This window comes from Vibrio sp. qd031 (assembly GCF_002100145.1).
Classification (GTDB): Bacteria; Pseudomonadota; Gammaproteobacteria; order Enterobacterales; family Vibrionaceae; genus Vibrio.
Window position 1 is genome coordinate 120,090 of sequence record NZ_JXQD01000002.1, and the last position, 24,803, is coordinate 144,892.

General features: G+C 44.9%; 21 protein-coding genes. 9 read left to right on the forward strand and 12 right to left on the reverse strand.

What is annotated here, in order from left to right; genetic code table 11:
* Positions 1–84 precede the first annotated feature (84 nt).
* Positions 85–627 carry a thioesterase family protein gene (locus ST37_RS01530; RefSeq protein ID WP_084882979.1) on the forward strand — a complete coding sequence of 181 codons (543 nt, stop codon included), beginning with the start codon at positions 85–87 and terminating at the stop codon, positions 625–627.
* Positions 628–820: 193 nt separating this feature from the next.
* On the opposite strand, the gene ST37_RS01535 is transcribed toward ST37_RS01530, so the two are convergent.
* From ST37_RS01535 to ST37_RS01545, 3 genes are all read right to left on the reverse strand, one after another.
* Complete coding sequence (locus ST37_RS01535) at positions 821–1,609, reverse strand: lipase (RefSeq protein WP_084882982.1); 789 nt, start codon at positions 1,607–1,609, stop codon at positions 821–823.
* Positions 1,610–1,745: 136 nt separating this feature from the next.
* Entirely contained in the window at positions 1,746–2,642 is an 897-nt protein-coding gene (locus ST37_RS01540) for a 1,4-dihydroxy-2-naphthoyl-CoA synthase (protein ID WP_084882985.1), read from the reverse strand.
* A 70-nt stretch (positions 2,643–2,712) separates the two neighbouring features.
* Entirely contained in the window at positions 2,713–3,627 is a 915-nt protein-coding gene (locus ST37_RS01545; RefSeq protein ID WP_084882987.1) for a LysR family transcriptional regulator, read from the reverse strand.
* A 133-nt stretch (positions 3,628–3,760) separates the two neighbouring features.
* Between ST37_RS01545 and ST37_RS01550 the strand changes: the two genes are divergently transcribed.
* Positions 3,761–4,762, forward strand: coding sequence for an NADP-dependent oxidoreductase (locus tag ST37_RS01550; RefSeq protein ID WP_084882990.1), 1,002 nt, complete (start codon positions 3,761–3,763; stop codon positions 4,760–4,762).
* 74 nt (positions 4,763–4,836) lie between these two features.
* Here ST37_RS01550 and ST37_RS01555 read toward each other — a convergent pair whose 3' ends face one another.
* The 4 genes from ST37_RS01555 to ST37_RS01570 all read right to left on the reverse strand — a co-directional run bounded on the left by ST37_RS01555 (position 4,837) and on the right by ST37_RS01570 (position 10,550).
* Positions 4,837–6,381 (reverse strand): ABC transporter ATP-binding protein, encoded by a 1,545-nt coding sequence (locus ST37_RS01555; RefSeq protein WP_242426190.1) that lies wholly within the window; start codon positions 6,379–6,381, stop codon positions 4,837–4,839.
* An 84-nt stretch (positions 6,382–6,465) separates the two neighbouring features.
* Complete coding sequence (locus ST37_RS01560) at positions 6,466–7,497, reverse strand: ABC transporter permease (RefSeq protein WP_084882995.1); 1,032 nt, start codon at positions 7,495–7,497, stop codon at positions 6,466–6,468.
* Positions 7,498–8,598: a microcin C ABC transporter permease YejB gene (locus tag ST37_RS01565; RefSeq protein WP_084882998.1), complete on the reverse strand. Its 1,101-nt coding sequence runs from the start codon at positions 8,596–8,598 to the stop codon at positions 7,498–7,500. It abuts the gene before it with no gap.
* A gap of 125 nt (positions 8,599–8,723) precedes the next feature.
* Positions 8,724–10,550: an extracellular solute-binding protein gene (locus ST37_RS01570; RefSeq protein WP_143698092.1), complete on the reverse strand. Its 1,827-nt coding sequence runs from the start codon at positions 10,548–10,550 to the stop codon at positions 8,724–8,726.
* 183 nt (positions 10,551–10,733) lie between these two features.
* Between ST37_RS01570 and ST37_RS01575 the strand changes: the two genes are divergently transcribed.
* Positions 10,734–11,159: a nitrous oxide-stimulated promoter family protein gene (locus ST37_RS01575; RefSeq protein WP_084883001.1), complete on the forward strand. Its 426-nt coding sequence runs from the start codon at positions 10,734–10,736 to the stop codon at positions 11,157–11,159.
* Between the two features lie 54 nt (positions 11,160–11,213).
* On the opposite strand, the gene ST37_RS01580 is transcribed toward ST37_RS01575, so the two are convergent.
* Positions 11,214–12,596 (reverse strand): MATE family efflux transporter, encoded by a 1,383-nt coding sequence (locus tag ST37_RS01580; RefSeq protein ID WP_084883004.1) that lies wholly within the window; start codon positions 12,594–12,596, stop codon positions 11,214–11,216.
* 53 nt (positions 12,597–12,649) lie between these two features.
* On the opposite strand from ST37_RS01580, the gene ST37_RS01585 reads away from it, so the two are divergent.
* Genes ST37_RS01585 through ST37_RS01595 form a run of 3 tightly spaced genes read left to right on the forward strand, consistent with a single transcriptional unit; the run spans position 12,650 to position 15,414 of the window.
* Complete coding sequence (locus tag ST37_RS01585) at positions 12,650–13,570, forward strand: AraC family transcriptional regulator (RefSeq protein ID WP_084883005.1); 921 nt, start codon at positions 12,650–12,652, stop codon at positions 13,568–13,570.
* A gap of 3 nt (positions 13,571–13,573) precedes the next feature.
* Positions 13,574–14,182 carry an ACP phosphodiesterase gene (locus ST37_RS01590; RefSeq protein WP_084883008.1) on the forward strand — a complete coding sequence of 203 codons (609 nt, stop codon included), beginning with the start codon at positions 13,574–13,576 and terminating at the stop codon, positions 14,180–14,182.
* Between the two features lie 2 nt (positions 14,183–14,184).
* Positions 14,185–15,414, forward strand: a complete 1,230-nt coding sequence (locus ST37_RS01595; protein WP_084883458.1) for a DEAD/DEAH box helicase — start codon at positions 14,185–14,187, stop codon at positions 15,412–15,414.
* A 15-nt stretch (positions 15,415–15,429) separates the two neighbouring features.
* Here ST37_RS01595 and ltaE read toward each other — a convergent pair whose 3' ends face one another.
* Entirely contained in the window at positions 15,430–16,458 is a 1,029-nt protein-coding gene (gene ltaE / locus ST37_RS01600) for a low-specificity L-threonine aldolase (RefSeq protein WP_084883010.1), read from the reverse strand.
* 11 nt (positions 16,459–16,469) lie between these two features.
* Positions 16,470–16,988, reverse strand: a complete 519-nt coding sequence (locus ST37_RS01605; RefSeq protein ID WP_084883013.1) for an NUDIX hydrolase — start codon at positions 16,986–16,988, stop codon at positions 16,470–16,472.
* A 268-nt stretch (positions 16,989–17,256) separates the two neighbouring features.
* Here ST37_RS01605 and ST37_RS01610 point away from each other — a divergent pair, with 268 nt between their 5' ends.
* Together ST37_RS01610 and viaA are read left to right on the forward strand one after the other, a co-directional pair.
* Entirely contained in the window at positions 17,257–18,933 is a 1,677-nt protein-coding gene (locus ST37_RS01610; protein WP_242426184.1) for an ATPase RavA domain-containing protein, read from the forward strand.
* A 2-nt stretch (positions 18,934–18,935) separates the two neighbouring features.
* Positions 18,936–20,384, forward strand: a complete 1,449-nt coding sequence (gene viaA, locus ST37_RS01615) for an ATPase RavA stimulator ViaA (protein WP_084883016.1) — start codon at positions 18,936–18,938, stop codon at positions 20,382–20,384.
* A 68-nt stretch (positions 20,385–20,452) separates the two neighbouring features.
* Here viaA and ST37_RS01620 read toward each other — a convergent pair whose 3' ends face one another.
* Positions 20,453–22,087, reverse strand: coding sequence for an alpha-glucosidase (locus ST37_RS01620; protein WP_084883019.1), 1,635 nt, complete (start codon positions 22,085–22,087; stop codon positions 20,453–20,455).
* A 141-nt stretch (positions 22,088–22,228) separates the two neighbouring features.
* Here ST37_RS01620 and ST37_RS01625 point away from each other — a divergent pair, with 141 nt between their 5' ends.
* Complete coding sequence (locus ST37_RS01625) at positions 22,229–23,110, forward strand: LysR family transcriptional regulator (RefSeq protein WP_084883022.1); 882 nt, start codon at positions 22,229–22,231, stop codon at positions 23,108–23,110.
* On the opposite strand, the gene ST37_RS01630 is transcribed toward ST37_RS01625, so the two are convergent.
* The gene (locus tag ST37_RS01630; protein ID WP_084883025.1) at positions 23,094–24,746 is read right to left on the reverse strand and encodes an ABC-ATPase domain-containing protein; all 1,653 of its coding nucleotides are present in this window, start codon (positions 24,744–24,746) and stop codon (positions 23,094–23,096) included. The two genes, ST37_RS01625 and ST37_RS01630, sit on opposite strands and share 17 nt — an antisense overlap.
* Positions 24,747–24,803 lie beyond the last annotated feature (57 nt).

Genomic DNA, 24,803 nt, shown 5'->3' on the forward strand with positions numbered 1-24,803 from the left:
CACTTGTTTTAATATTGTTAACTTAGTAGTGTATATGAAAATAAGAACAACACAATACGACTTCAGTTTAAGGAACACACAGTCATGTATCCATTTGCCAGACTTGCCAAAACATATTGGAACGCGAGCCGTGCTAAGCCTCTGCACTTTACTGACAAAAGTAACATTACCTTTGCATGTCATCCCTGGGATCTCGATATTTTTAACGAGATGAACAATGGTCGGGTACTGACTCTTTATGATTTGGGTCGTACGGAGTTGGGGATCCGCTGTGGATTGATGAAGATATTGGCAAAAAAAAGATGGGCACTAGTGGTCGCAGGTAGCTCGGTGCGCTACCGAAACCGAGTTCACATGTTCAACAAAGTCACCATGCATACGCAATGCGTGGGGTGGGACGAGAGATGGTTATATTTAGAGCAATCTATGTGGGTTAAGGGAAAACCATGCTCTTCCGTGCTTATTCGAGCCGGTGTGACGTCAAAACAAGGACTTGTCGCGCCACAACAGATACTAGAAGCGTTGGGTGAGTCGATTGATACACCGAAGTTGCCTCAATGGGTTAAAGAGTGGGTAGACTCTGAAGAACACAGACCGTGGCCCCCCATTGGAGCCGATCATAATTAAACATTAAAAATGTGGCAAAGTTGCAGATACAAATAATGGTGTAAAGATACGACCCACAAAGAGACGGTGTGTCTAATTAGGTAAATATTGACTATAACATCATACTTAGGCGTTAGTTGATAGTTGATAATCAATCGTCGAAAGGTGATAAGAATACATGTAAGCAATCAATGAACGTCTCAACATTAGGCCTTTAACGATCATCAAAAAAGTCTTTGTTTCTTATGTATTTGCTCATAAGGTGATACGAGAAGGGGCGAATAACCCAACTAACCAACGAGCGGCTAAACCGAACAACGCTGGGCGTGTTTTCGTATATTCGACCATTGTACAACCACAATAGTTTCCCTACATGCCAATACAACAGCGGCACTGGTGGCATAAACGTCACTACATCAAGGTCGCAACAGATGCGATAGGTTTTATGACCTAAAGTATAGCGATGCTTAAACCCTATAGTCCCGATAGCTGGCTGGCCAAAAGTGACGATTCGTTTAATGGATTTTGGGTACTTCTTCTCAAAATAATCGGCAAACACACACCCTATGGCTCCCCCGGAGGAGTGCCCTGTTATGGAAACGCGCTTTCCCTGCTCAATAAGTGGTAAAAGTGTCTGCTCTAACACTTGCAGCACGCTTTGTCCTAGTTGATGTTCATTTCTAGATGGAACACTTTCTTGATGAAGCAAGTGAAAAAAACCAGCATGAATACGATAGTTTAGACCAAGATGCTTACAGCTTTTCGTCCACATTGCAAAGTTAAGCAGCCAATCGCTTATGCTATGCGACCCCTTTATCACCACAACGACCTCTGAGCTCTCTTTGCTCCAAAGCACTCTTATCATTGTTTTGCCAAACTGGTTTTTTATTATTCTTTGACCATTGGGATCAAACCCATATTTAGTGTGTTTAAAGACTCGAGGGTAAGCCAAATTGCATAACACGGCGTAGCGTTCGTACTGATAGCGTTTAAGTGGTTTCACGTCATATTAAAGTAGAAAATGCTCACTCGTACATTACCCCCACTTGATGACTATTGTATGAAACTCATAGCGCCAAAAAAATAAAAACGGCCACCACTTTTGTGATGGCCGTTCTACATAAGTGTCTAAACGTTGCTTAGTAATGCCAGGGGAACTGACCAAAGTCTTTATCGCGTTTTTCTAAAAACGCGTCCCGGCCTTCTTTTGCTTCATCGGTGCCATAGGCCAAACGAGTCGCTTCACCAGCAAATAACTGTTGTCCAACCAGGCCATCATCTGGAAGATTGAAGCCGTATTTCAACATACGCATTGCGGTAGGGGACTTGCTGTTGATCTGTTTGGCCCAACGCAACGCTTCGTTTTCCAGATCAGCGTGCTCAACAACCTTGTTGACCATTCCCATCTCGAAGGCGTCTTGCGCAGAATAGTCAAAGCCACAAAAGAAAATCTCACGGGCTCGTTTCTGGCCGATCATTTTCGCTAAGTAAGCCGAGCCATACCCTGAGTCGAATGACGCGACATCGGGATCCGTTTGTTTAAACACTGCATGCTCTTTTGACGCTAAAGTAAGGTCACACACCACATGCAAACTGTGTCCACCACCCGCAGCCCAACCAGGTACGACAGCAATCACTACTTTTGGCATAAAACGGATCAGTCTTTGAACTTCCAGAATATGCAAACGCCCCATTTTAGCAACGTCTGCTTGATTGGCTTCTTCACCTTCGTATTTATAGCCATCTTTACCACGAATGCGCTGATCACCACCAGAAGAGAACGACCACTGGCCTTTTTTAGAGGGACCGTTACCTGTTATAAGCACACAACCAACATCTGACCATTGACGCGCATGGTCAAGTGCGGTGAAGAGTTCATCGACTGTTTTGGGTCGGAACGCGTTAAGACAATCTGGTCTATTAAACGCCACTCTAACCGTACCTTGATCGACACAACGGTGATAAGTAATGTCTTCAAACGCAAAACCCTCTACGGGGGTCCATTTTGCTTCATCAAATGGGTTGATGGTACTCATAACAATATCCAAATTTAAAATAACGTATTGGTCGATAGACTAGGACTAAGCCACTGTTTGGTCAACTTTTTTACACCTGTGATGCCTTATCACGCATCTGTTCGCGGACAAAATCAACAGCCACTTTTATTTTGGGGATCGCGTAATCCAACTTTTGATAGATCATATAAACCGCAAAGTTTGAGTTTTGAGTGACATCTAAGGGGTGGTCAAAGTGAAGCTCGATCAACTCATTGCGGTCAAAGTGCTCTTGCAATACCCACTTGGGCAACATCAAAATGCCTTTACCAGCAATTGCTTGGTTGATTAACCATTTGCCGTGATTGCTGCTGGTGACGGTTTTGCCACTGACATTATGCCATTCCCCTCCAACCTGAGTGAGCCACGGCGTATTGCCTTGAGGGGTGGTATAGAACAGCCCTCTATGTTTGACCAGTTCCAGTGTGGTACTTGGTGAACCATACTGCTCTAAGTACTCTTTAGACGCTGCGGCGACAAAGTGGTTACCCATTAATGAGATTGCAACGACACGCTCATCCGGCGCGTACCCACCACGAATGGCTATATCAACTTCGTCTTTTCCAAATTTAGTCAGAGAGTCGCTGAGATGAACATTAAGTTCAATGTCTGGATAACGCTGTTGAAAGGTCTCAAGCATCGGAATTAGGTATCGCTCACCAAAACCGACCATACTGCTAATAGTCAGTCGACCCGAAGGGTTGGTTTGTGTTTCTTTTAACAGACGATCTTGTTTATCTAAATCGAGTATCAAGCGACTGGTCTGTAGGTAGTAATGCTGGCCGAGCTCGGTCAATTTCACGCTACGGGTATTTCTAATCAGAAGTTGGGTGCTTAAGTGCGACTCGAGATCGCTGATTCGACGACTAATAGAGGATGCTGGGACATCAAAACGTTTCGCCGCCTTAGCAAAACTGTTTTGTTCGGCAACCTCAACAAAGTAGCGTAGTGCTCGTAACTGATCCATAACTGTTAACTATTGCTTTTAAGACAACACAGAATAGCATTTTACGCCCTATATCTCACCATCTTAATAAGTAATACTAGGTCCATCAAAGGAAACTAGCGCGGCTAGAGCAATTAACACATAGGAATTCACAATGACTACACAATTTAAGCAAATTAACTTAGTACAACGCCCCGATGGCGGCCCAATTGGTCCTCATATGTTTGATGTTGTTGAACAAAGCATTCCAACACTTGCTGACGGTGAGTTACTCATAAAACAATCACATATGTCATTAGATCCTGCGATGTTGGGTTGGATGATGCCAAGTGAAGATAGTTACATTCCACCTGTCGCACTAAATAGCCGCATGCGCTCTAGTGGTGTTGGCGTCGTAGTTGAGTCGAACAATCCAAACTTTGTCAAAGGTGACCAAGTCATGGGTATGATGGGTTGGACTGAATACCATGTGAGTAACGGCGCTGATGTAAACAAAATTGATGCTCAAATCACTCCAGAAATGGCGTTATGTGTATTTGGCCTTCCTGGACTAACAGCGGTACAAGGCTTGTATTCAATCGGCGAGCCTAAATCTGGCGAAACCATTGTCGTTACTGGCGCTGCGGGCTCTGTAGGCTCTATTGTTGGACAACTTGCAAAAGCCGACGGCCTGACCGTTATTGGTGTCGTGGGCAGCGATGAAAAAGCGGATTGGATAGTTAATGAGTTAGGTTTTGATGGCGCAATTAACTATAAAAGCGATGATTTGGCAGGCCAACTAGATGCATTGGCACCTAATGGGGTCGATGTATTTTTTGAAAACACTGGTGGCCCAATCCAACATGCGATTTTTGAGCGCATGAACGCGCATGGGCGTATCGCAGTGTGTGGCATGATTGCCGATTACACCGCCGCGGTTCCAAGTGCTGGACCAAACTGGATGCGATTGATCACCAAGCGTATTAAAGTTCAAGGGTTTACCATGCCAGATCACCTTCACAACACCCCAGCGTTACTTGAAAAACTAACGCCGTATGTCATGAAAGGGCAAGTGAAATATCGTGCGCACAGCCTACAAGGTATTGAAAGTGCAATGACAGGCCTTAACCTATTCTTTACCGGCGAAAACAAAGGTAAATTGTTGGTTGAACTGTAACTAAATAGCGAATAAATATAAAGCGGCCACACGATGTGGCCGCTTTTTTAACTTAAAAACAATGCGTTAAGCAGCTACTGTGACAACGTCACCAACTGTTGCGTGTAAGGATGCTTTGGCGTGGTAAACAGTTGTTCTGTTGGGCCTTCTTCAACCACTTCACCGGCCTGCATCACAATAGTGTGATGACAAAGCGAACGAACGACACTTAAATCATGGCTGATAAACAGGTAAGTAAGTCCGTATTTTTGTTGCAACGATTTAAGCAAATCCAACACTTGTTTTTGAACCGTTCTGTCTAATGACGAGGTGGGTTCGTCCAGTAAGATAAACTCTGGTTTTAAGATAAGCGCTCTGGCAATGGCAATACGCTGGCGTTGACCACCAGAAAACTCGTTGGGATAACGGAAACGGGTAGTAGGGTCTAACCCAACTTCTTGCATCACCTCTTGAATTTGCACATCGATCTGTTCGGCGGTAAACGCTTCGTGAACAAACAAGCCTTCTCCAATAATTTGAGCCACCGACATTCGAGGATTCAGTGCCGAGAAGGGGTCTTGAAACACAACCTGCATGCGTTTTCGTAAAGGCAGCATGCCTTTTCGATCCAATACATCCACTTTGTTGCCGTCAAATACGATTGATCCTTCGCTGTCCACTAAGCGCAGCAGTGCCATGCCGGTCGTTGATTTACCTGAACCACTTTCTCCAACTAAACCAACGGTTTGGCCCTTAATGATGTGCAGATTAATATCGGTAACGGCTTTCACATGGTCGACCACACGCTTAAAAATACCGCCAGTAATAGGGAACCACACTTTCAGCTGCTTGGCTGACACCAGTTCAGGCGCCGCGGGATCTGTTGCGATAGGCAAACCTGAAGGATCGGCGTCGATTAACAATTTACTGTAAGGGTGTTGCGGGTTGGACATAAGCTGCTGACAATTCGCGTATTCAACAATCTCACCTGACTTCATGACCGCAACGTTATCGGCGATACGTTTTACAATGCTGAGATCATGAGTAATAAATAAGATCGCCATCCCCAGCTCTTGCTGTAGCTCTTTGATGAGATCTAAGATTTGCGCCTGAACAGACACATCTAACGCCGTGGTGGGTTCGTCGGCAATGAGCAACTCAGGCTCATTAATTAACGCGATCGCTATCATTACCCGTTGGCGCTCGCCACCTGAGAGTTCATGTGGGTAGGCGTTAATCTTTTGCTCTGGGTGGCGAATACCGACCTTTTTTAACCACTCGATCGCCAACGGTTTAGCCTGATTCGCACGTAAACCACGGTGAATCTCGACCACTTCGACCAGCTGCTTACCAATTTTATGCAAAGGATTGAGAGACACCATCGGCTCTTGAAAAATCATCCCGATACGGCCACCTCGAATACCTCGCATTCTTCGCTCACTCAACTGCAGCAAATCTTCGCCGTCAAACTCGATAGTACCTTTGGTATTCCAGTTTGCACCGCGGCCAAATAGTCGCATGATTGCGTTAGCGGTAACCGACTTTCCAGAGCCGCTTTCACCCACCAACGCGAGCGTTTCACCGCCGGAGATCTCAAATTGAATGTCGCGAATAATCGAGGAATAGCCGTCACCATTCATTACGTCTGCGGCCAATGAGTCGACCTTCAGTACTGGGTGCGTAGAGGTTGCGTTAGGCAACGTTGAATTTGTCATAAGGCTGCCTTACATCTGCTGGTGGGGATCGAACGCATCGCGTACGGCTTCACCAATGAAGACCAATAAGCTGAGCATTATGGATAATATGGCAAAAGCGGAAAAACCAAGCCAAGGTGCTTGTAGGTTCGCTTTACCTTGCGCCAATAACTCGCCTAAAGAAGGGGAGCCTGATGGCAAACCAAACCCAAGAAAATCTAATGAGGTTAACGTCGTCACCGAGCCAGAAAGAATGAACGGCATCATGGTTAACGATGCGACCATGGCATTAGGCAACATGTGTCTTAACATTATGCGTGAATCATTCACGCCCAGTGCGTGGGCAGCTTTAACGTAATCGAAGTTTCTGCAGCGTAAAAACTCAGCCCGCACCACGCCGACAAGTCCCATCCAGCTAAACAGCACCATTATGCCCAACAGCCACCAAAAGTTTGGCTCAACAAAGCTGGATAATATGATCAATAAAAACAGGGTCGGCATTCCTGACCAGACCTCGATAAACCGCTGTCCGAGTAAATCTATTTTACCGCCGTAATATCCCTGTGTAGCACCAACAATGACACCAATGATGCTTGAAATAAATGTTAAGACTAATCCAAACAACACCGAGATTCGGAAACCATAAATCACCCGCGCAAGTACGTCACGGCCACGGTCATCAGTGCCTAACCAGTTAACATTGTCCGGTGGTGATGGCGCAGGCGAGGGTAGATCATAATTAATTGTGTCGTAGCTAAACGGGATCAGCGGCCAAATTAGATAGCCCTTTTCTTCAATAAGCTCAGTAACGTAAGGATCGGTGTAGTCAGCTTCAGCGTCAAACTCTCCGCCAAACGCTGTTTCTGGGTAAGCGGTAACAACCGGAAAATACCATTGATTGTCGTAACTCACCAGCAGCGGCTTATCGTTTGCAATGATCTCAGCAAACAAGCTTAATCCAAATAAGACGCAAAACAGCCACGTTGACCAATAACCACGGCGATTGGCTTTGAATCGCTGAATACGGACTTTCATTAACGGGTTAGATAGTATTTTCTTCATCTAACGCGCCTCAAAATCTATACGAGGATCCACCCAAGAGTAGGTGAGATCGGAAATAATACTCAAAATAAGCCCTAATAGCGTCATGATATACAGTGAGCTAAACACGACGGGGTAGTCGCGCTGGATCGTCGACTCAAAGCCTAACAACCCAATGCCCTCTAAAGAGAACATCACTTCTATAAGCATCGAACCTGTAAAAAATATGCTGATAAATGCGCTTGGAAAGCCGGCAATAATGATCAGCATTGCGTTACGAAATACGTGTTTGTACAAAATGGTTTTATCATCAAGTCCCTTCGCACGAGCTGTTACCACATATTGCTTGTTAATCTCGTCTAAAAACGAGTTTTTAGTCAGCATTGTTAAGGTTGCAAAGCCGCCGATCACCATAGCAAGAGTAGGTAGTGCGAGGTGCCAGAAGTAATCGACGACTTTTTGAAAGGCATTTAACTCATCCCAGTTACTCGACACTAAACCTCGTAAAGGGAACCAATCAAAATAGTTGCCACTGGCAAAGACAATTATCAGCATGATCGCAAATAGAAAGCCCGGTATAGCGTAACCAATGATGACCATCGCGCTGGTCCAAATATCAAACCTTGAGCCATGATAAATGGCTTTCATTATCCCAAGCGGAATCGATATAAGGTAGATGATCAGCGTACTCCACAACCCGAGAGATATCGACACAGGCAGTCGGTCGACAATGAGGTCAATAACCGTTCCATCACGAAACAAGCTTTCGCCAAAGTCGAACACAATGTACCGCTTAAGCATGTCAAAATAGCGCTCGTGAAGGGGTTTATCAAAGCCAAATTGGACTTTAATCGCTTCAATGACTTCTGGATCCATTCCTCGCGAGCCACGATAGGTACTGCTGTTTTCAGCAGCACTTGCATCGGTACTGATATCTGAGCCAAGCTCTGAGCCACCACCGGAAAAACGTTCCATTATGCCAGATTCAAGCCCTTGCATCTGAGCCAGCGCTTGTTCTACTGGGCCACCAGGCGCAATTTGAATAACAAAAAAGTTGATGGTAATAATGGCCCACAAAGTGGGTATGACCAGCAACAAGCGACGAATGATGTAAGAAGACATAATCTAAATAGAGATCCCTAATAAAAACCAATACAACTTATTACTCATGCCATCAAGTCACACAGCTTCAAGATGGAGCAGCTATAGCTGCGGTTACTATAGCTGCTGTAGTTATAGCTGAGTAGCTAGCGGCGCTTTTCGGGCAGCTTGCTGGCTTTCTCAGCATCAATCCACCACGTATCAATCCCTACGTCATACTTAGGCATCACTTCTGGTCTCGAGAACTTATCCCAAGTGGCAATTCGGTAAATACCAGAATACCAAGTAGGGATAGCAAAGTAGTTCCACTGCAGAACGCGGTCTAGCGCTGGGCCAAGTACCTTAAGTTTCTCTGGCTCTTCTTGTGCATCAACGATCTGGTCAACTAGGTAATCAATGGCTTCGTCTGTCACACCGGCTTGATTATAGGTACTGTCTAGATAATCACTGTGCCAGCGTTGCAGCAGACCAGAGCTTGGGTAAGGATTGGCTGAATAAGAACTGAATACAAGGTCGTAATCACGCTCATGCCAACGTTTTAAGTATTGAGTGGTATCAATCATACGAATTGATAAATCGATGCCAGCAGCCTTAAGGTTCTTTTGAAATGATCCTGAAATACGTTCAGTGGATGGGCTGTAGGCTATCAATTCTAACTTGAGGGGTTCATTCGTTGCCACATTCACCATGACACCATCTTTCACTTCAAAGCCTGCCGCCTTAAACAGTTGTAGCGCCTCGCGCAACTGAGTTCGTATGCGTCCACTACCGTCGGTCACGGGCATAACATATTCATCGGTAAAGACGCGCTCAGGGATCTTGTCTTTAATCGGCGTAAGTACCGCAATTTCTTCTTCTGACGGTAATCCTTTAGCTTCGTACTCGGTATTTTGGAAATAACTGCGTGTGCGTTTGTATTGATCGTAGAACAGATTCTTATTCATCCATTCAAAATCAAGCAGCAAGGTCATCGCCTCCCTAACGCGTACGTCGCTAAGGTAAGGTTTTTCTGTGTTAAACACGTAACCTTGCATGCGTTGTGGAGTATCATCGACCAGCTCTTCTTTGATGATGTAGCCTTTATCAAAGTTACTTCCGGTATAAGCCGTTGCCCAGTTTTTTGAAATATTTTCTGAGCGAAGATCAATTTCGCCAGCTTTAAACGCTTCTAGCTGCACCGTCGCATCTCGGTAGTAATCATAGGTATACGAGCCAAAGTTATTTCGACCAATATTCACAGGATGCTCAGCCGCCCAATAGTCGTCGACTAATGTGTACGTGATACTTTGCCCAGATTTATAGCTGCCAATTTTGTAGGCACCGCTGCCTAAAGGTGGCTCACTCAACGGCTCAGATAAATCTTTGTCTTTCCAATAATGCTCAGGTAAAACCTGCATACCTTGCACTAGGCTAAACAACACTTCTTTATCGGCTTCATTCATCTCAATACGCGCTGTTTTGTCATCAAGCGCGACAACCGATTTTACTTTTTTGTAGAGCTCTTTATAAAACGGTACACCTTGGTCCCAAAATTTTTGATACGTAAAGGCGATATCGTTGGCGGTGATCTTAACCCCATCGTGAAACTTTGCATCCGGGTGAACATCGACTTCCATCCACATAAAATCGTCGGAGTAACGGATCTTTTGTGCGATCAATCCGTAGGTCACGTCTATTTCATCAGAAGGTGAGTACATCAACCCATCATACAACTCGATAATGCCTGCGCCAAAATTGCCTCGCTGCGAGTAACGGTTAAAGTTATCGTAAGTACCTGTAGCACCATAAATGACACTGCCGCCTTTTGGGGCGTCTGGGTTTACATAATCAAAATGGTTGAACCCTTCGGCATACTTAGGCTCGCCAAACGTGTACAGGCGAGTCGTTTCGACAACAGCAGCGTTGGCCATTGAGGAAAGCACGAGGGTAATGGTTGCAGCAAGCGTGCTTTTAGTGAGCCGTTTCATTTCCATTTGGTTCTCCTGATCCCTAAAGCATTGAATGTTGTGTGATTGGTTTTTACTACGGTCTTAATATTTATTATAGATAACAGATAGATGTTGTAACACGGCTTACGAAAATAGTTAAGATCGATAGCGCTCAAGGGCTCTATTTGTGTACACTGATCTCGTTACTACTCAATTGCACTCAAGCCCATGAAACCGAACAGTACACTCCTACTTGGAAGCCTAAATACAGAATTTGTTACAGTAGCTTATATAGTAGAACGCTATTGTAAGGATCACCATCTGGCCAAAGGCGCCGAAAAAACCACACTAACTGAACCCCAGTGGCAACGCGCGTTGAGTTTGTGTGCTGAGTGTTCTGAGCTACTCGCCTACGCTGAAACCCGTCTAGACCGCTGTCCCTATGGAGAGCAAAAACCAGCCTGCAACACTTGTCCAATACATTGCTATAAACCAGAGCCTAAAGATCAAATGAGGCAAGTAATGCGATACTCTGGCCCTCGCATGCTATTGCAACACCCACTTTTGGCTTTTCGCCATTTATGGCTAGAAAAGCAAACAGTGCCAAAGCTTAACAAGCAGATGATACCGAATCGAAAAAAGCGCAAGATGTAAAAAAGCCCAATCATTACTGATTGGGCTCTCATCAAGGCTGTTCAATCTAGGCTATTAAGCAGGGGATAAGGTTAGGTTGTTTAACCATGTACCTTTTAAGTAACGGCGCGAGCACAAAATAAACTTCACGATCTCTTCGCACAACATTAGCGCGTATACGTACTGGAACTCCCAGTTCCCAACAAACGCCCCATAAGCGGTTAGAGGAATACCAACCAGCCACATAGAGATAAAGTCCATACGTAACACAAAACTGTTCTCACCACCGGCACGCAATGCACCGAGGATGATGATCATATTCACCATGCGAATACCAAGCAATACGCTCAATACAGTCATCGCTGGCGCAGCCATTGCGTAAAGGTGAGGTTCATCAAGGCTTAGCCAACTTACAATAGCGTCGACACCAAAGAAAATGCCTACACCCATCATTGTCGCAATAGCAATTACGCTGCCGATAAACAATTTAGTCATATTACGCGCGGTATCGAATTCGTCGCGCCCTAAAGACTGACCAATAAGTACAGAGCAGGCCACCGCAATACCAAAAAACGCTGAGTAACATAGTCCTTCAAACGGCCCAATCATACTAAACACAGCAAGCTCTGTTGTCCCCATATGTCCGTAGATGATTTGATAGGTTAACGTACCAAATGCCCACACGAGCGAACTAGAAACAGTAGGCAATGCAATTTTTTGAAATGACTGCGCCAAGCGGCGAGTATCTTCAATCAGCTTTGCGGTGACAATCCAACTGCGCGTTTTATATAGCACTGTATAAAGCAATATGGCTTGAATACTGCGTGCGATTGTAGTCGCCAATGCTGCGCCTGCAACGCCCATTGGCTCTACACCCATCCCGCCTTTGATTAGCCAGAAGTTTAAACCAATGTTTAGAAATACGGTGAATGCACCCAATTTTAAAGGCAACATCGCGTTTCCGCTCGAACGCAAGCTAGACTCACCAATGATAATCCAGTGTGTCACGACCAAAACTGGCAAGCTGTACCAAAGATAAGTAGAGCCTAATTCAATCACTGACGCATCAGACGTTTGCAGCATCATGATGTAACTTGATAGCCCGGTGACCAGTAGCGTCAGTGGCAACATAAATAGCGTGCCATATTTTAGGCCGAGCTGATGCACACTTCTGGCAGAATTTTTGTCACCTTTGCCCCAATACTGAGAGACTAGGATACCGTTAGCGGACGCAATACCCGCTGAAATCATAATGATCACGAAGTGCCATTTTGTGGCAATTCCCACAGAAGCCGTTGCTTCTTGGCCAAAATCGCTTACCATCAATACATCCGCCAATTGCAAGATAGCAACTAGCGCACTTTGTACGGCAACGGGTAGAGCGAGCTTCATGACCTGAGAAAACATCTTAGGTGGAAGCGTATTTTTAAATGTTGTTATACGATTGTCATAGTTCATAAACACCTCCTTATTATTAGCGTGTAGTGTAAGAAAACGTGATCTATGTAACCATGTTAAAAAAAAGGGAAAACCTGTTCAAATCCGTCATGATTCAATTTCGACCAAAAAATGAATGGCAAGACTTTGTCTACCTAGCAGAAGAGTGTAAAGAACGCTTTCTTTCTAACTCCGATTTACCGGAAATGCAGAAGGCGCATTTCCACATGGCTGGGCTCGCCGAACTGTCCCAGGGTTATCAAGTTGAACGTGAAAGTGTTTCTGCGCATACGCTGCTTTTTACCTTAGAGGGTGCAGGGGTCTTAATCACAAAAGATCAAGTGTTTGATATACCGCCAAACACCCTAACCATATTGCCTGCGCACCAACCATTCCGGTTTGAAATCGACCCACAAATCAAACATTGGAAGATGATCTGGATGCTGCTCGAGCCCAATAAAATATGGCAAAGGTTTGCGGACAAAGGACAGTGTGTGGTGCCGTATTACGCCTGTGAACAAATGTGGTCTTTGTTAAACCTCCTTCACGTAGAAATAGACGGTCGTCCCGGATATCGGCGTTTGCTAGTAAGTGAGGCTAAAAAGTTGCTGACCGGCATGGAGACACAACCGCTCAATTCTGTCATTCGTGTTCAAACACTGTTTAACGAAATTGAATCTCAGCTCCATTTGCCGTGGACCATTGCCCATATTGCCGAGCGTTGCTTTATTAGCGAAGAACAACTTAATAGAATTTGCAAAAGCCTTTATGGAAAATCACCACAAAAAAGATTAATCGAACTGCGGATGGATAAAGCAGTAAAAATGTTAACACATGAAGCGTGGAGCATTGCAATGATTGCCCCACAAGTAGGCTACAAAGATCCCTATAATTTTACCCATAGGTTTAAAAAACATCATGGTGTATCGCCTCGTCAATTTAGGCAGCATTATCTTCAGAGCCAAGGTAGAACCGAACGATACAGCGAGGAATAAGCGATGAATTTCTTGGCCCACTTGCACATAGCCGATCATTGCGACAGCGATCTTAGTGGCAATTTACTGGGTGACTTTGTAAAAGGAAATCCAAATGGAAAATTCCCGTTAGCAGTCGTGCAGGGAATTAAGATGCATCGCTTTGTCGACAAGTACACCGACACACACCAAGTTGCGCTAACCCAAAAGCGACTTTTTGTTAAACAACACCAACGATTTGCCCCCATTGCACTCGATCTATTTTGGGACCATTGTCTAAGCAAGCATTGGTCGCAATTTCATAACCAAGGTATCGACGTGTTTTGTCACAGCTGCGCGCGCGAGACCCAGACAAAAATGCTCGATCTATCTACGCCGGAGCGATATCAGCGCGTAATCTCTGCCATGTGGGAAGGGAATTGGCTTCTTTCGTACAAAAAGTTTGATAACATAGGCCGCGCTTTACATCGAATGTCCCTACGTTCACCACGAATGGGACCACTTGCCGACTGTTTCATCGATCTCAACGAGCATTATGAAACATTCGAAGATGCTTTTTTCGAGCTCTATCCACAAGTGCTCGACGCCACCAAATTGCACGCAAACACTATCGCCAAAGAGATTATTCAGTGACCATAACCACTATCGCAGAGCTGCCGGTAAACGCTCAAATCATTCGTAACCTCCAACAATTGGGCTATACAGATCTAACCCCAATACAGCAACAAGCGATTGAACCCATTTTGAACGGAGACGATATCCTAGCCGCCGCTCAAACGGGCACAGGGAAAACCGCCGCATTCGGCATACCAATGGCCGATAGGTTGCTTAACTCTGAGTTAACACTTGGCACACACCCAAAAATGTTGGTTCTTACGCCAACACGTGAGCTTGCGGCTCAGGTATTTGAAAATCTGCAGAGCATTACTCAAGACACGGGGCTTAAATGTGTTGTCGTTTACGGTGGCGTCAGTTTTGGTGTTCAAGTGAATCATCTAAAAGCGGGTTGTGACATCTTAGTGGCAACGCCAGGGCGGCTTCTTGACCACTTATTTAAACGCACTGTCTCTTTGAGCGAATTAAACTTGTGGGTACTGGATGAAGCAGACCGAATGCTCGATCTTGGGTTTAAACCCGATATTCAGCGCATCACTAAAAAGCTGTCTGGTGCCATTCAAACTCTATACTTTTCTGCGACTTACAAGAAGAATGTACGAGATCTAGCGCATCGGTTACTGAATACACCCACTGAGGTGACAGCGTCACAAGAGAACTCAGTGTCGGTCACTCTTGAAGAGCGTGTATACCAAATAGACAAACATAAAAAACCTGCCGCATTGGCGTATTTAATTGGGTCTAAAAATTGGCGACAGGTACTGGTGTTTGTTAAAACCAAACAAGGCGCTGAGCAGTTGATCAAACAACTTAGGCTCGACGGTATCCAAGCCGAGAGTTTCCATGGTGACAAGAGCCAAGGTGCACGCTCGAAAGCGTTAGAACAATTTAAACAACAAAAGATTCGAGCATTAGTTGCCACAGACGTTGCGGCAAGAGGTATCGATGTTCAGGCACTTGATCAAGTGATCAATTTTGATATGCCATTTAAAGCCGAGGATTATGTCCACAGAGTAGGGCGAACAGGCCGTGCAGGTCGCGAAGGGTTGGCCGTCAGTTTTGTCACTCGTCAGGATGAATCGATGTTAGAAAGCATTGAGCAGCTCATCGATCGCCGATTGGCAACGCAATGGTTGGAAGGGTTTGAGCCCAATTTTAACCAACCCGAGGTTTCAGAAGAAGCGCGCAGCCCTAGAAGACGCTCCAAAAGTAAAGAAAAGGCCAAACTCAAAAAGCGACTTGGTTATTAGACTGACAGCGGGGGATTATTGGTCCCCCTCCAATTGCATCGCCTGGTACTGCTTTATGCCAGCAACCAACAGGTCAATAGCGGTTTCAGTAACCCCGTTATGAGTGACGAAGCGCATTGGGTTACCTGGCGTTACCAAAATCCCTTTATCCATTAAATGCGCGCACAACGCTTCACCGTCTAATTTGTCGGGACACTTAGCAAATACAATGTTGGTTTGCACAAATTGAGTATTGACCGACCAACCTTGTATCTTATTGAGCTCGTTCGCGAGATATTGCGCGTTTTGGTGGTCGATGCGAAGTTGAGGAATAGGGTTCTGCAACACCATTTTTCCCGCAGCGGCAAGAATGCCCGCCTGACGCATTCCACCACCCAGCATTTTGCGAATGCGTCGAGCTTTTTCAATATACTCGCGATCGCCAAGCAGCAACGACCCAACAGGCGCTCCCAAGCCTTTCGACAAGCAGATGGTAATGGAGTCAAAAGGGGCGACAAGTTTGGCAATGTCTATGTCCAAGGCGGTAGCGGCATTATAGATACGAGCACCATCTAAGTGCAGTTTTAACTGATGACGCTCGGCAAACTGACGAGCTTGCTGTAAATACTCGAGCGAAAGCACTTTTCCATTAATGGTGTTTTCAAGACTCAGCAAGCGGGTACGAGCAAAATGAAAGTCAGCGGGTTTAACGGCTGCTGTTAACTTATCAAAGTCTAACGATCCGTCTGGATTGTTTTCTATCGGCTGGGGTTGAATTGAGCCCAGTACCGCAGCACCACCAGCCTCGTAGCGATAGTTATGAGCTTGCTGTCCACATAAGTATTCATCACCTCTATCACAATGTGCCATAAGTGCGAGTAAGTTGGCTTGCGTTCCTGAAGCAACAAACAACGCTGATTCAAACCCATGCCTTGCTGCGGCCCAGTGTTCAAGATCATTTACTGTAGGATCGTCACCATAAACGTCGTCACCAACTTTGGCCTGGGCCATACATTGGCGCATTGCCTCACTGGGCTGAGTTACTGTGTCTGAACGAAAGTCCATATTGTCTCCATTTAACTAATAAGTCTGTTTAACTTGGCTTTGTAGATGAGCCCGATAGTCTTTGAGTCCACTATCGCGCCTGTTGCTATCGCCTGCTCAATATCAGCTAACGCCATAACCACAACTTCAATGAGTTCATCGTCGTCTAGGTTAAGCGGGTGGGAGAGTGATGCTTCGCTTGCAACAAACAGGTGCTGTTTTTCGTCACAAAACCCTACCAGCGGTAGCATGACGCCTAAGGCTTGCCAATGCGAGGCTGTGTAACCCGTTTCTTCCTGAAGTTCACGTTTAGCTGCCGCTAATGGCTGTTCATTTAGCTCTAACGTTCCTGCAGGCAATTCTAAGATCCAAGATTGAATGCTTGGACGATACTGTTTTACCAGAACTATCTCACCGGTAGATGTGACTGGAAGAATAACGGCAGCACCGGGATGTTGAATGCAAGTATGCACAATCTCTTTTTGGTTGGGCAAGGTCAATATTTGTTCAACTAACGCTATACCTTTCCATCTATGCCTTGTTATGCTCATATCACCACGCAATTGTAAGAATTTGTGTCTGCATTGACTAAATACTGTATCTAGGTCAATAAACCGTTTCTGTTAGTTAATTACTATCTAGGCAACACGGTAGTGTGACCTGCATCATGCATTCTTTAGTTATAGACTCAGTAAATGATGAAACAGTAGTTAATCAACAACAAGGTAAATTAGACCAAAGTAATGGTTGTAACTCTTTGTTAACAATTGTATAACTTATTGCGTAGGTTGCAGAAAATGGATGTCTGGAGAAGTCAAAATGCAACAAGTTGTAACCATGCCCGTTGAGCGCCAGTCTCATGCACAACTCGCGTTGCGCTCAGAGCGAATTAATCAATTAGTCTCGGCTCTATCAGAGGGTGTTTACGAGCGTGAGCACACCATAAAGTTGTGTTTATTGGCTGCTCTAAGCGGAGAAAGCGTATTCTTACTCGGCCCTCCAGGAATCGCAAAAAGTCTAATCGCAAAACGCCTTATCCAAGCCTTTGAAGACAGTAGCTATTTTGAATATCTCATGACCCGTTTTTCGACACCAGAAGAGGTTTTTGGACCCTTAAGTATCCAAGAGCTTAAGGATAACGGCCGATATGTGCGCTTAACTCAAGGATACCTTCCCACAGCTAAGGTGGTATTTTTAGATGAAATCTGGAAAGCAGGCCCAGCAATACTCAATACTCTATTGACGGTGGTAAACGAGAAAACTTTCAAAAACGGCGCCGATATTGAACAAGTACCAATGCGACTCTTGATCTCAGCGTCAAACGAGTTGCCAGAGCAAGACAGTGGATTAGAAGCGCTGTATGACAGGATGCTGGTTAGAGTGTTTGTCAATCGCATTCAAAATAAGCAAAACTTTCGCTCAATGTTGACAGTAGGCACACCTCAAGAGGCGGTCATGCCCGCGGGTTTAGCCATCACAAATAAAGAATATCACCAATGGCAAAGTGAACTCGACACCATTGAACTCAGTGAAGGCATTTTCGAGAAACTGTATCAGCTTAAATTACTATTAGAAGCTCGCATGGACAGAGTACAGGATAAAACCATCGCGCAAGATCTCTATGTGTCTGACCGACGATGGAAAAAGTCGGTACGTTTGCTCAAGGCAAGTGCCTTTTTTTGTGGCCGTAAAACCATTAATCCATTGGATTTAGTGCTTATCCAAGACTGTTTATGGAACAGTCCCGAGTCGCGCAAAATTGTCCGCGAAGTCATCGAAAATTTCGCCATTCGCGTTGCGTTTGACCAACAAATTATCCGCGAAAAACTGGAGGAACTTCAGCAGACCATTTCCGATATTCAAATTGACGTTGAATCCGCGTTTTCGCTTGAATTGAAATTCGAATCAGGAACAGGCCTTTTAGCAAAAGACAGCTTTTATTGCGACGTACCGGATCTTAAGCGTTTTAAAGTAGGTCGTATTGAAGGTTTGGTTAAATTGGCGATTTTACAGCCTAATCTTTCTGTGCACGAGCAGGACAAAGGCGACAGCCGTTGGGTCTATGTAGCAGAAAAAGATCTGAAAGAGGTGATCTCCGCAGGTGGCAAAGAAGTGTATGGCTACGTAAATGAAAACCCGAATCTGTGCCAACTAACTTTCTCACTTGATGCCGATGATAGGCTCGTCATTAAAGACATTGCCAATCGCGCGGTACTGGTTGCGCCTGTTGCTCGAGAAGTTGACCTAGACCAACTCGCCTCGTGGAGTGGATCTTCGCAAAAAGCATTAGCTGAGTTTGAAGCACTCAAACATCAATTGTTGAAAGCAAAAAGTAATTTTCATTCAGCGCTACCGCACAACTTCATCGAGCCAGAATTACCTGCTGCCATGGAAAATGGGCTTATTTCACTGACTAGAGCGTTAGAGAATGCGCAACAAAAAATGGAAAAACAAGCTTTTAGGATCCGCAGCCTACCAGAGATTTTTGGGGAGTAACTATGCTCGGTATTGATGCACTTCACTTAGCACTGTCGGCCGTCGAATCTGGGATGCTTGAGGCTGCTGTCAGCGATCTGGTGACGAAAACGGCGTTAATACCTGTCGCACAAAAGCGTGGAGTTGGACGTTCTGTAAAATCTCAAATTAAAGTGTGGAAAGCAAAGACTAAAAGTCGTGCTAGCCATGTATGTGAAACCGAACAGTTTGCTGATGAAATCAATCACTACCAGTCGGTGATCCAGCTGACAGAAGATCAGTTTATGCGGCAATTTGACGATATTGTTGACGCCATTTTGCCTAGTTCCGATTTTTACGAGCAAGCTAATCGGTTTAAACATGGTACTCAACGCCATGACAATCCAATGTTTCCCCACCATTTTTGTCGCCACTGGTACGCCACGATAGAAGACAGTATTAAAGTCGCACAGTCGAAGCAAATAGAATTGGACAAAGAACGGCTGCTCGCAGACATCTACCGAAAGCTTGAGACATTAAGCCAAATGGATGAAGTCACCGTAAGCGGTGAGGAAGGGCAGTTGGGCCAGCTTTGGGACATGGCCGGTGCAAAGTTAAGTCGCAGCGATTTTACAGCGATTAAGCAAACCGCCACATTTTTAAGTAAACACCACCAGCTTCATCAAATCGCCCAAGAGTTAGGCCGAATGGCAGGCGAGATAGATGACCCAGACCTTAACGTTACACTTGCCGAAGAGTTGGTATTTGTTGAAGAAACTTCCGATGAAGCAACGGACGACATCGTCGGTATTCATGAAAGCGATGATCTGAATAAGTTGTTGCCAAACGAAACCATGTTCTTGGCCTATCCTGAGTTAGAGACCATATTTTACAAGCATATGGCTGACAAAAGGTTGATGACGTATCGAACGCAAGGCAAAGCTCGCACTGTGCGCAAACTCGAGGCTCATACTCCGGCCCACAAGGACGCCGTAATAGAAAAGGGCCCAATCATCATTTGTGTTGATGCCTCTGGTTCTATGTCTGGCTTTCCTGAGCGATGTGCTAAGGCCATGGCCTACGCATTATTGCAAATAGCATTAACCGACAAGCGCGAGTGTTTAGTCTATCTGTTTTCTACCCAACACATCAGTTATCAGATGACTGAAGCAGATGGCCTTAAGGAAGCGGCGAATTTTTTAAGTTACAAATTTCATGGTGGTACAGCGTTTGAACCGGTTATGGAAGATGCCGTAAATCAAATGGAAAAAAGTCAGTTTAGAAATGCCGACATGTTAGTGATTTCTGACTTCATCTCACCAAAGCTATCTGAAGGGCTAGTACAAAAAATGAATAGTCTTTCCAGTGATCACAACCGTTTCCACGCATTAACGCTATCAAAATTCAGTAACCCAGAACTGTTGGGAATGTACAACAAAACATGGCATTACCACCCGACAGTGATGGAAAAACTAATGAAGTTTCGTAAATGATGCCGTTACCAAAAAGTAAAGCCAGTACAAAACAGGCACTCATTTGAGTGCCTGTTTTATTTCGACGATTAACTAAGTTCGACTACAAAGGATTCGTAAGGGTATAACGTTAACGAGCCACCAATGCTAGCCCTAGCCGTATAGTTAGTTAAAAGTGTTGTCGCTGTTTTTTCGCAATATTGCTGCGGCAACTCCACCACACATTCCTCACCGCCAAAATTGCTCACGATCAGCAGTTGATGATCATTGTCTTGACGCACATAGGCAAACAAGCTTGGATGGTCTTCAAACAGTGGTAAAAACTCCCCATAAACGATAACTGGGTACTGTTTACGTAACTTAATGAGCGCTTGATAGTGGTAGAACACAGAATCGGTGTCATGGAGTGCGTCTGCAACATTGATTTGATTATAGTTTGGGTTTAAATCGATCCAGGGTGTACCCTGAGTAAATCCTGCGTTATCTTCACTGGTCCATTGCATAGGGGTACGAGCATTGTCGCGACTGTTTTCATGGATTGCTGCTAACATATGTTCATGAGATACACCGGACTCAGTTTTCACTTTATAGAAGTTTAATGTTTCTATATCGCGATACTTATCTAGAGTGTCAAAAGCGACGTTGGTCATACCAATCTCTTCACCTTGATAGATGTAAGGTGTGCCTTTTAACATATGCAGCGAGGTCGCCAACATCTTAGCCGACTCAACGCGATAGTTCTTGTCGTCACCAAACTTAGAGACAATACGTGGTAGATCATGGTTGTTCCAGAATAATGAATTCCAGCCTTCATTACCCAATTCGACCTGCCACTTGGTTAACACTCGTTTTAGGGCACTAAGATCGAGGGCTTTTGGATTCCACTTGTCGCCGTGTTCCCAGGTGAGGGTAATGTGTTCAAATTGAAACACCATTGAAAGCTCATCGCGTTTGGGGTCAGAGTACAATTTTGCTATCTCAGGTGTTGCATCCCAAGTTTCACCCACAGTCAGCAGCGCTTTATCCCCAAATGTCTGCTTGTTCATCTGTTGTAAAAGTGGGTGTAACCGTGGTCCGTTACCACTAATACCTTTATCGATCTGCTTACCAATCAGGTCGATAACATCTAATCTAAATCCGCCAATGCCTTTGTCTATCCACCAGTTCATCATTTTATGAACTTCTTCGGCCACTTTTGGGTTTTCCCAGTTGAGATCAGGTTGTCTTTTCGAAAATAGATGGAAGAAATACTGGCCCGTGTTTGCGTCAAACTCCCAAGCTGGGCCGCCAAACACAGATTCAAAGTAGTTAATATCGCCCTTTTTCGGCGGCTCATCTTTCCATATGTAATAGTCTCGATATGGGTTGTCTTTGGATTTTTGAGCCTCCAAAAACCATGGATGTTCATCAGAGGTGTGATTGACCACTAAATCCATCACCACTTTAATACCTCGATCGTTGGCTTGATCGAGCAACTCTTGCATATCCTCCATGGTGCCAAACTCTTTTGCAATCGCGCAATAGTCAGAGATATCATAGCCGTTATCATCCATCGGCGACTGATACACTGGTGACAACCAAATAACATCAATACCAAGCAACTTTAAGTAATCGAGTTTAGAAATAACCCCTTTTAAATCACCAATACCATCACTGTTTGAGTCGTAAAAGCTGCGAGGGTAAATCTGATATACCACTGAGTCGTGCCACCATTGCTTTTGCATTGAGTTATCGCCTTAGTTAATTGAGAACACTAAAACAATAGCAAAATCTCTGACAAAAAGAAGATCACTAATCGCTATAGTGATATAGGAATTTCCTAATTCATGGCATACTGAACGCATCCCACCAAATGTGATAATACCATGTTCAAAAAATACACCTACTTTCTAGCCGTTGCACGCTATCTTTCATTAAAGCAAGCGGCCACACAATTGGGAATTTCACAACCCACTTTATCACTAAGTATTAGTAACTTAGAGAAAGAAATGGGAGTTAAGCTATTTCATCGACGTTCTAAGGGCGTAGAGCTAACAGAGTATGGCGAAGCGCTAGTAGAGCACGCAACAACTGTACAAGCTGAATCGGCGCAGTTTCGTAATCATATCCAAAGACTGCAACTTCGTGAATTAGGTCAAATTAAATTAGGCGTTGGTGAAGCGTGGTGGGAGTGTTTTGTGAAACAGACGATTTACAGTTTTAGAGAGCATTACCCCGATGCACTGTTTCATTTTCAATTTGGCAATAACCTGCGACTGTTTGAGTTACTTTTAGCAGGGGAAATCGACCTGTTTATTGGTCATGAAATAGACATCGATGCTCTCTCTAACGATGTGAAATTTACACCGCTATTTACAGATAGCGAATGGCTGTATGTCAGTCAGGAGCATCCTTTAGTTAATGAGCAAACCGTATCAGACTTCCCTCTATTGGCCGTAACACCCTATATGTCGAGGCACTCTTTAAGGGGGGTAAAGCAAAAAAAAACGCTGTCTCATCAAGTCCAATATGAAATTGATTCACTCTACGCCAGTTTAGACATTGTCTTGCATAGCGATGCAGTCATGCCCTATACAGATAAAATGGCACTGTGGCTAGAGCAAAGAGGTTTGCGTGCGGTGGTACCAACACACCCTAAAACAGGCGTTGTAGGTGTCTATTGGAGAGCAGATTCAATGACTGGCGTGACACGGTCACTTATGAGCGAATTGGAGCACGCCAGTCATAGATTTATCGAGCAGGTTTGAATGTGGCTTCACGGTAACGGTTCAGCGCACTTAACACATCAACGGTTCGTGGGGTAGCTATATCGCCGTGAGGCAAGATATTCGCTCGCCAATCACCGGCGAGTAGTGCATCGATTTCTTCTCCACTAGCGCTCACCCAATCCATTCGCATCGCCAAACTAAACATTACCCAGCCGATCGCATTAATCTCGCTGCTTGATTGCAATTGCTCTAGAGCTGAGAGATCAATATGGTCAGCGCCAAAACGAAGCTGTTGACCCTTTTTACTGCCAACTCGCATTTTGCCGTTTTGCAGCTGCGTCATTAACGATTGGGTATTAAGCGCGCGCGGTTTAAACAGAGTAAAGGGCTGCTCGTTTTCAGATTGCCTGTCGCCAGGGAAGGTCTCAACAACCGCTTTCGCTTTCGCGGTAACATCCATTGGCGAGTAGTCATGCATCTGAATTACTGTATCCGCACACTCTAAGTAATCGCCTGAACCCCCCATAACGATAATGGTCGACACACCCGACGCGGACAATTCAATCACTCGATCAACTAAAGGCGTAATCGGCTCCGCGGATTTATCAACCAGCGCCTGCATTCTTTGGTCGCGGATCATAAAGTTTGTTGCCGAAGTATCTTCGTCGATCAATAACGCGCGACTTCCTGCATCCAGCGACTCTTGTAGCCACGCCGCTTGCGAGGTTGATCCTGATGCGTCTTTGGTCGAGAAATCTTGTGTCGACTGATTAAAAGGTAAGTGGTTAATAAAGTTGGATAAGTTTAAGCTGTGAATACAGCGACCATCTTCCGCCTTAATTTTTGTTGCCGTATCCACCGTGACTATTCGCTCACGACCATCCCCAGGGACATGGTTGTATACCGATTGCTCTACAGCATTCAATAGCGTGGATTTTCCGTGGAAACCCCCTCCGACAATCAGCGTCACGCCTGTTGGTATGCCCATACCGGTAATACTTTCACCACTTGGTAACTCGAATGTGTGTTCCAGCTCCGCCGGAGACACAAAAGTCACCGCATTTTTCATTGGCAGATAGCTGTCACCAGATTCTCTAGGTAATGTAGAACCGTTGGCTACGAATGAGACTAGGCCCTTTGATTGTAGCTGATCGCGCAACCATTCTTGTTCATCAATGATTTGGCAGTGCTGCTTAAATTCAACCATATCAAGCTCTCTTTCTAGAGTCACTTTACGGATAATTTTAGGCAGGTGGAAGGTAATAAGGTTAACGGCTTTCTTGCCCAATATCAGACGTCCATCTGCGGGCAGCTTTATTCTAAATCTGAGCTCTATACCTTGCTCTGTGAACAATACCGCGCTGTTATCTAACACTACAGGTCCGGTTGTCGCGATCGATATGAGGTTGTCTTGTTTGGCCAAAAGTGCAAATTGTCTTGCGAGATAATCACGAGCGGCAATTTGATACGCGGCGCTTTTTTCCTGCAACCATGCAAGGCCTGTCAACGACCAAGGACGAACCGCGCGAAAACGAGAATCTCCAGCGTATGGGTCGGCTTGGACGCTATCTATCAACAAGTCGAAATCGGTGAAGTCGTACTGACCTTTAATCATTTGATAAGCACGGTAATTCTGTTTTTCTAACTTTTTTAGTTTGGCGATCAAAGCGTCCATAACATTCTCTTAGGTCGGGGCAGGGGCGCGATTATATAGAAGCAATAACAGTAGAGC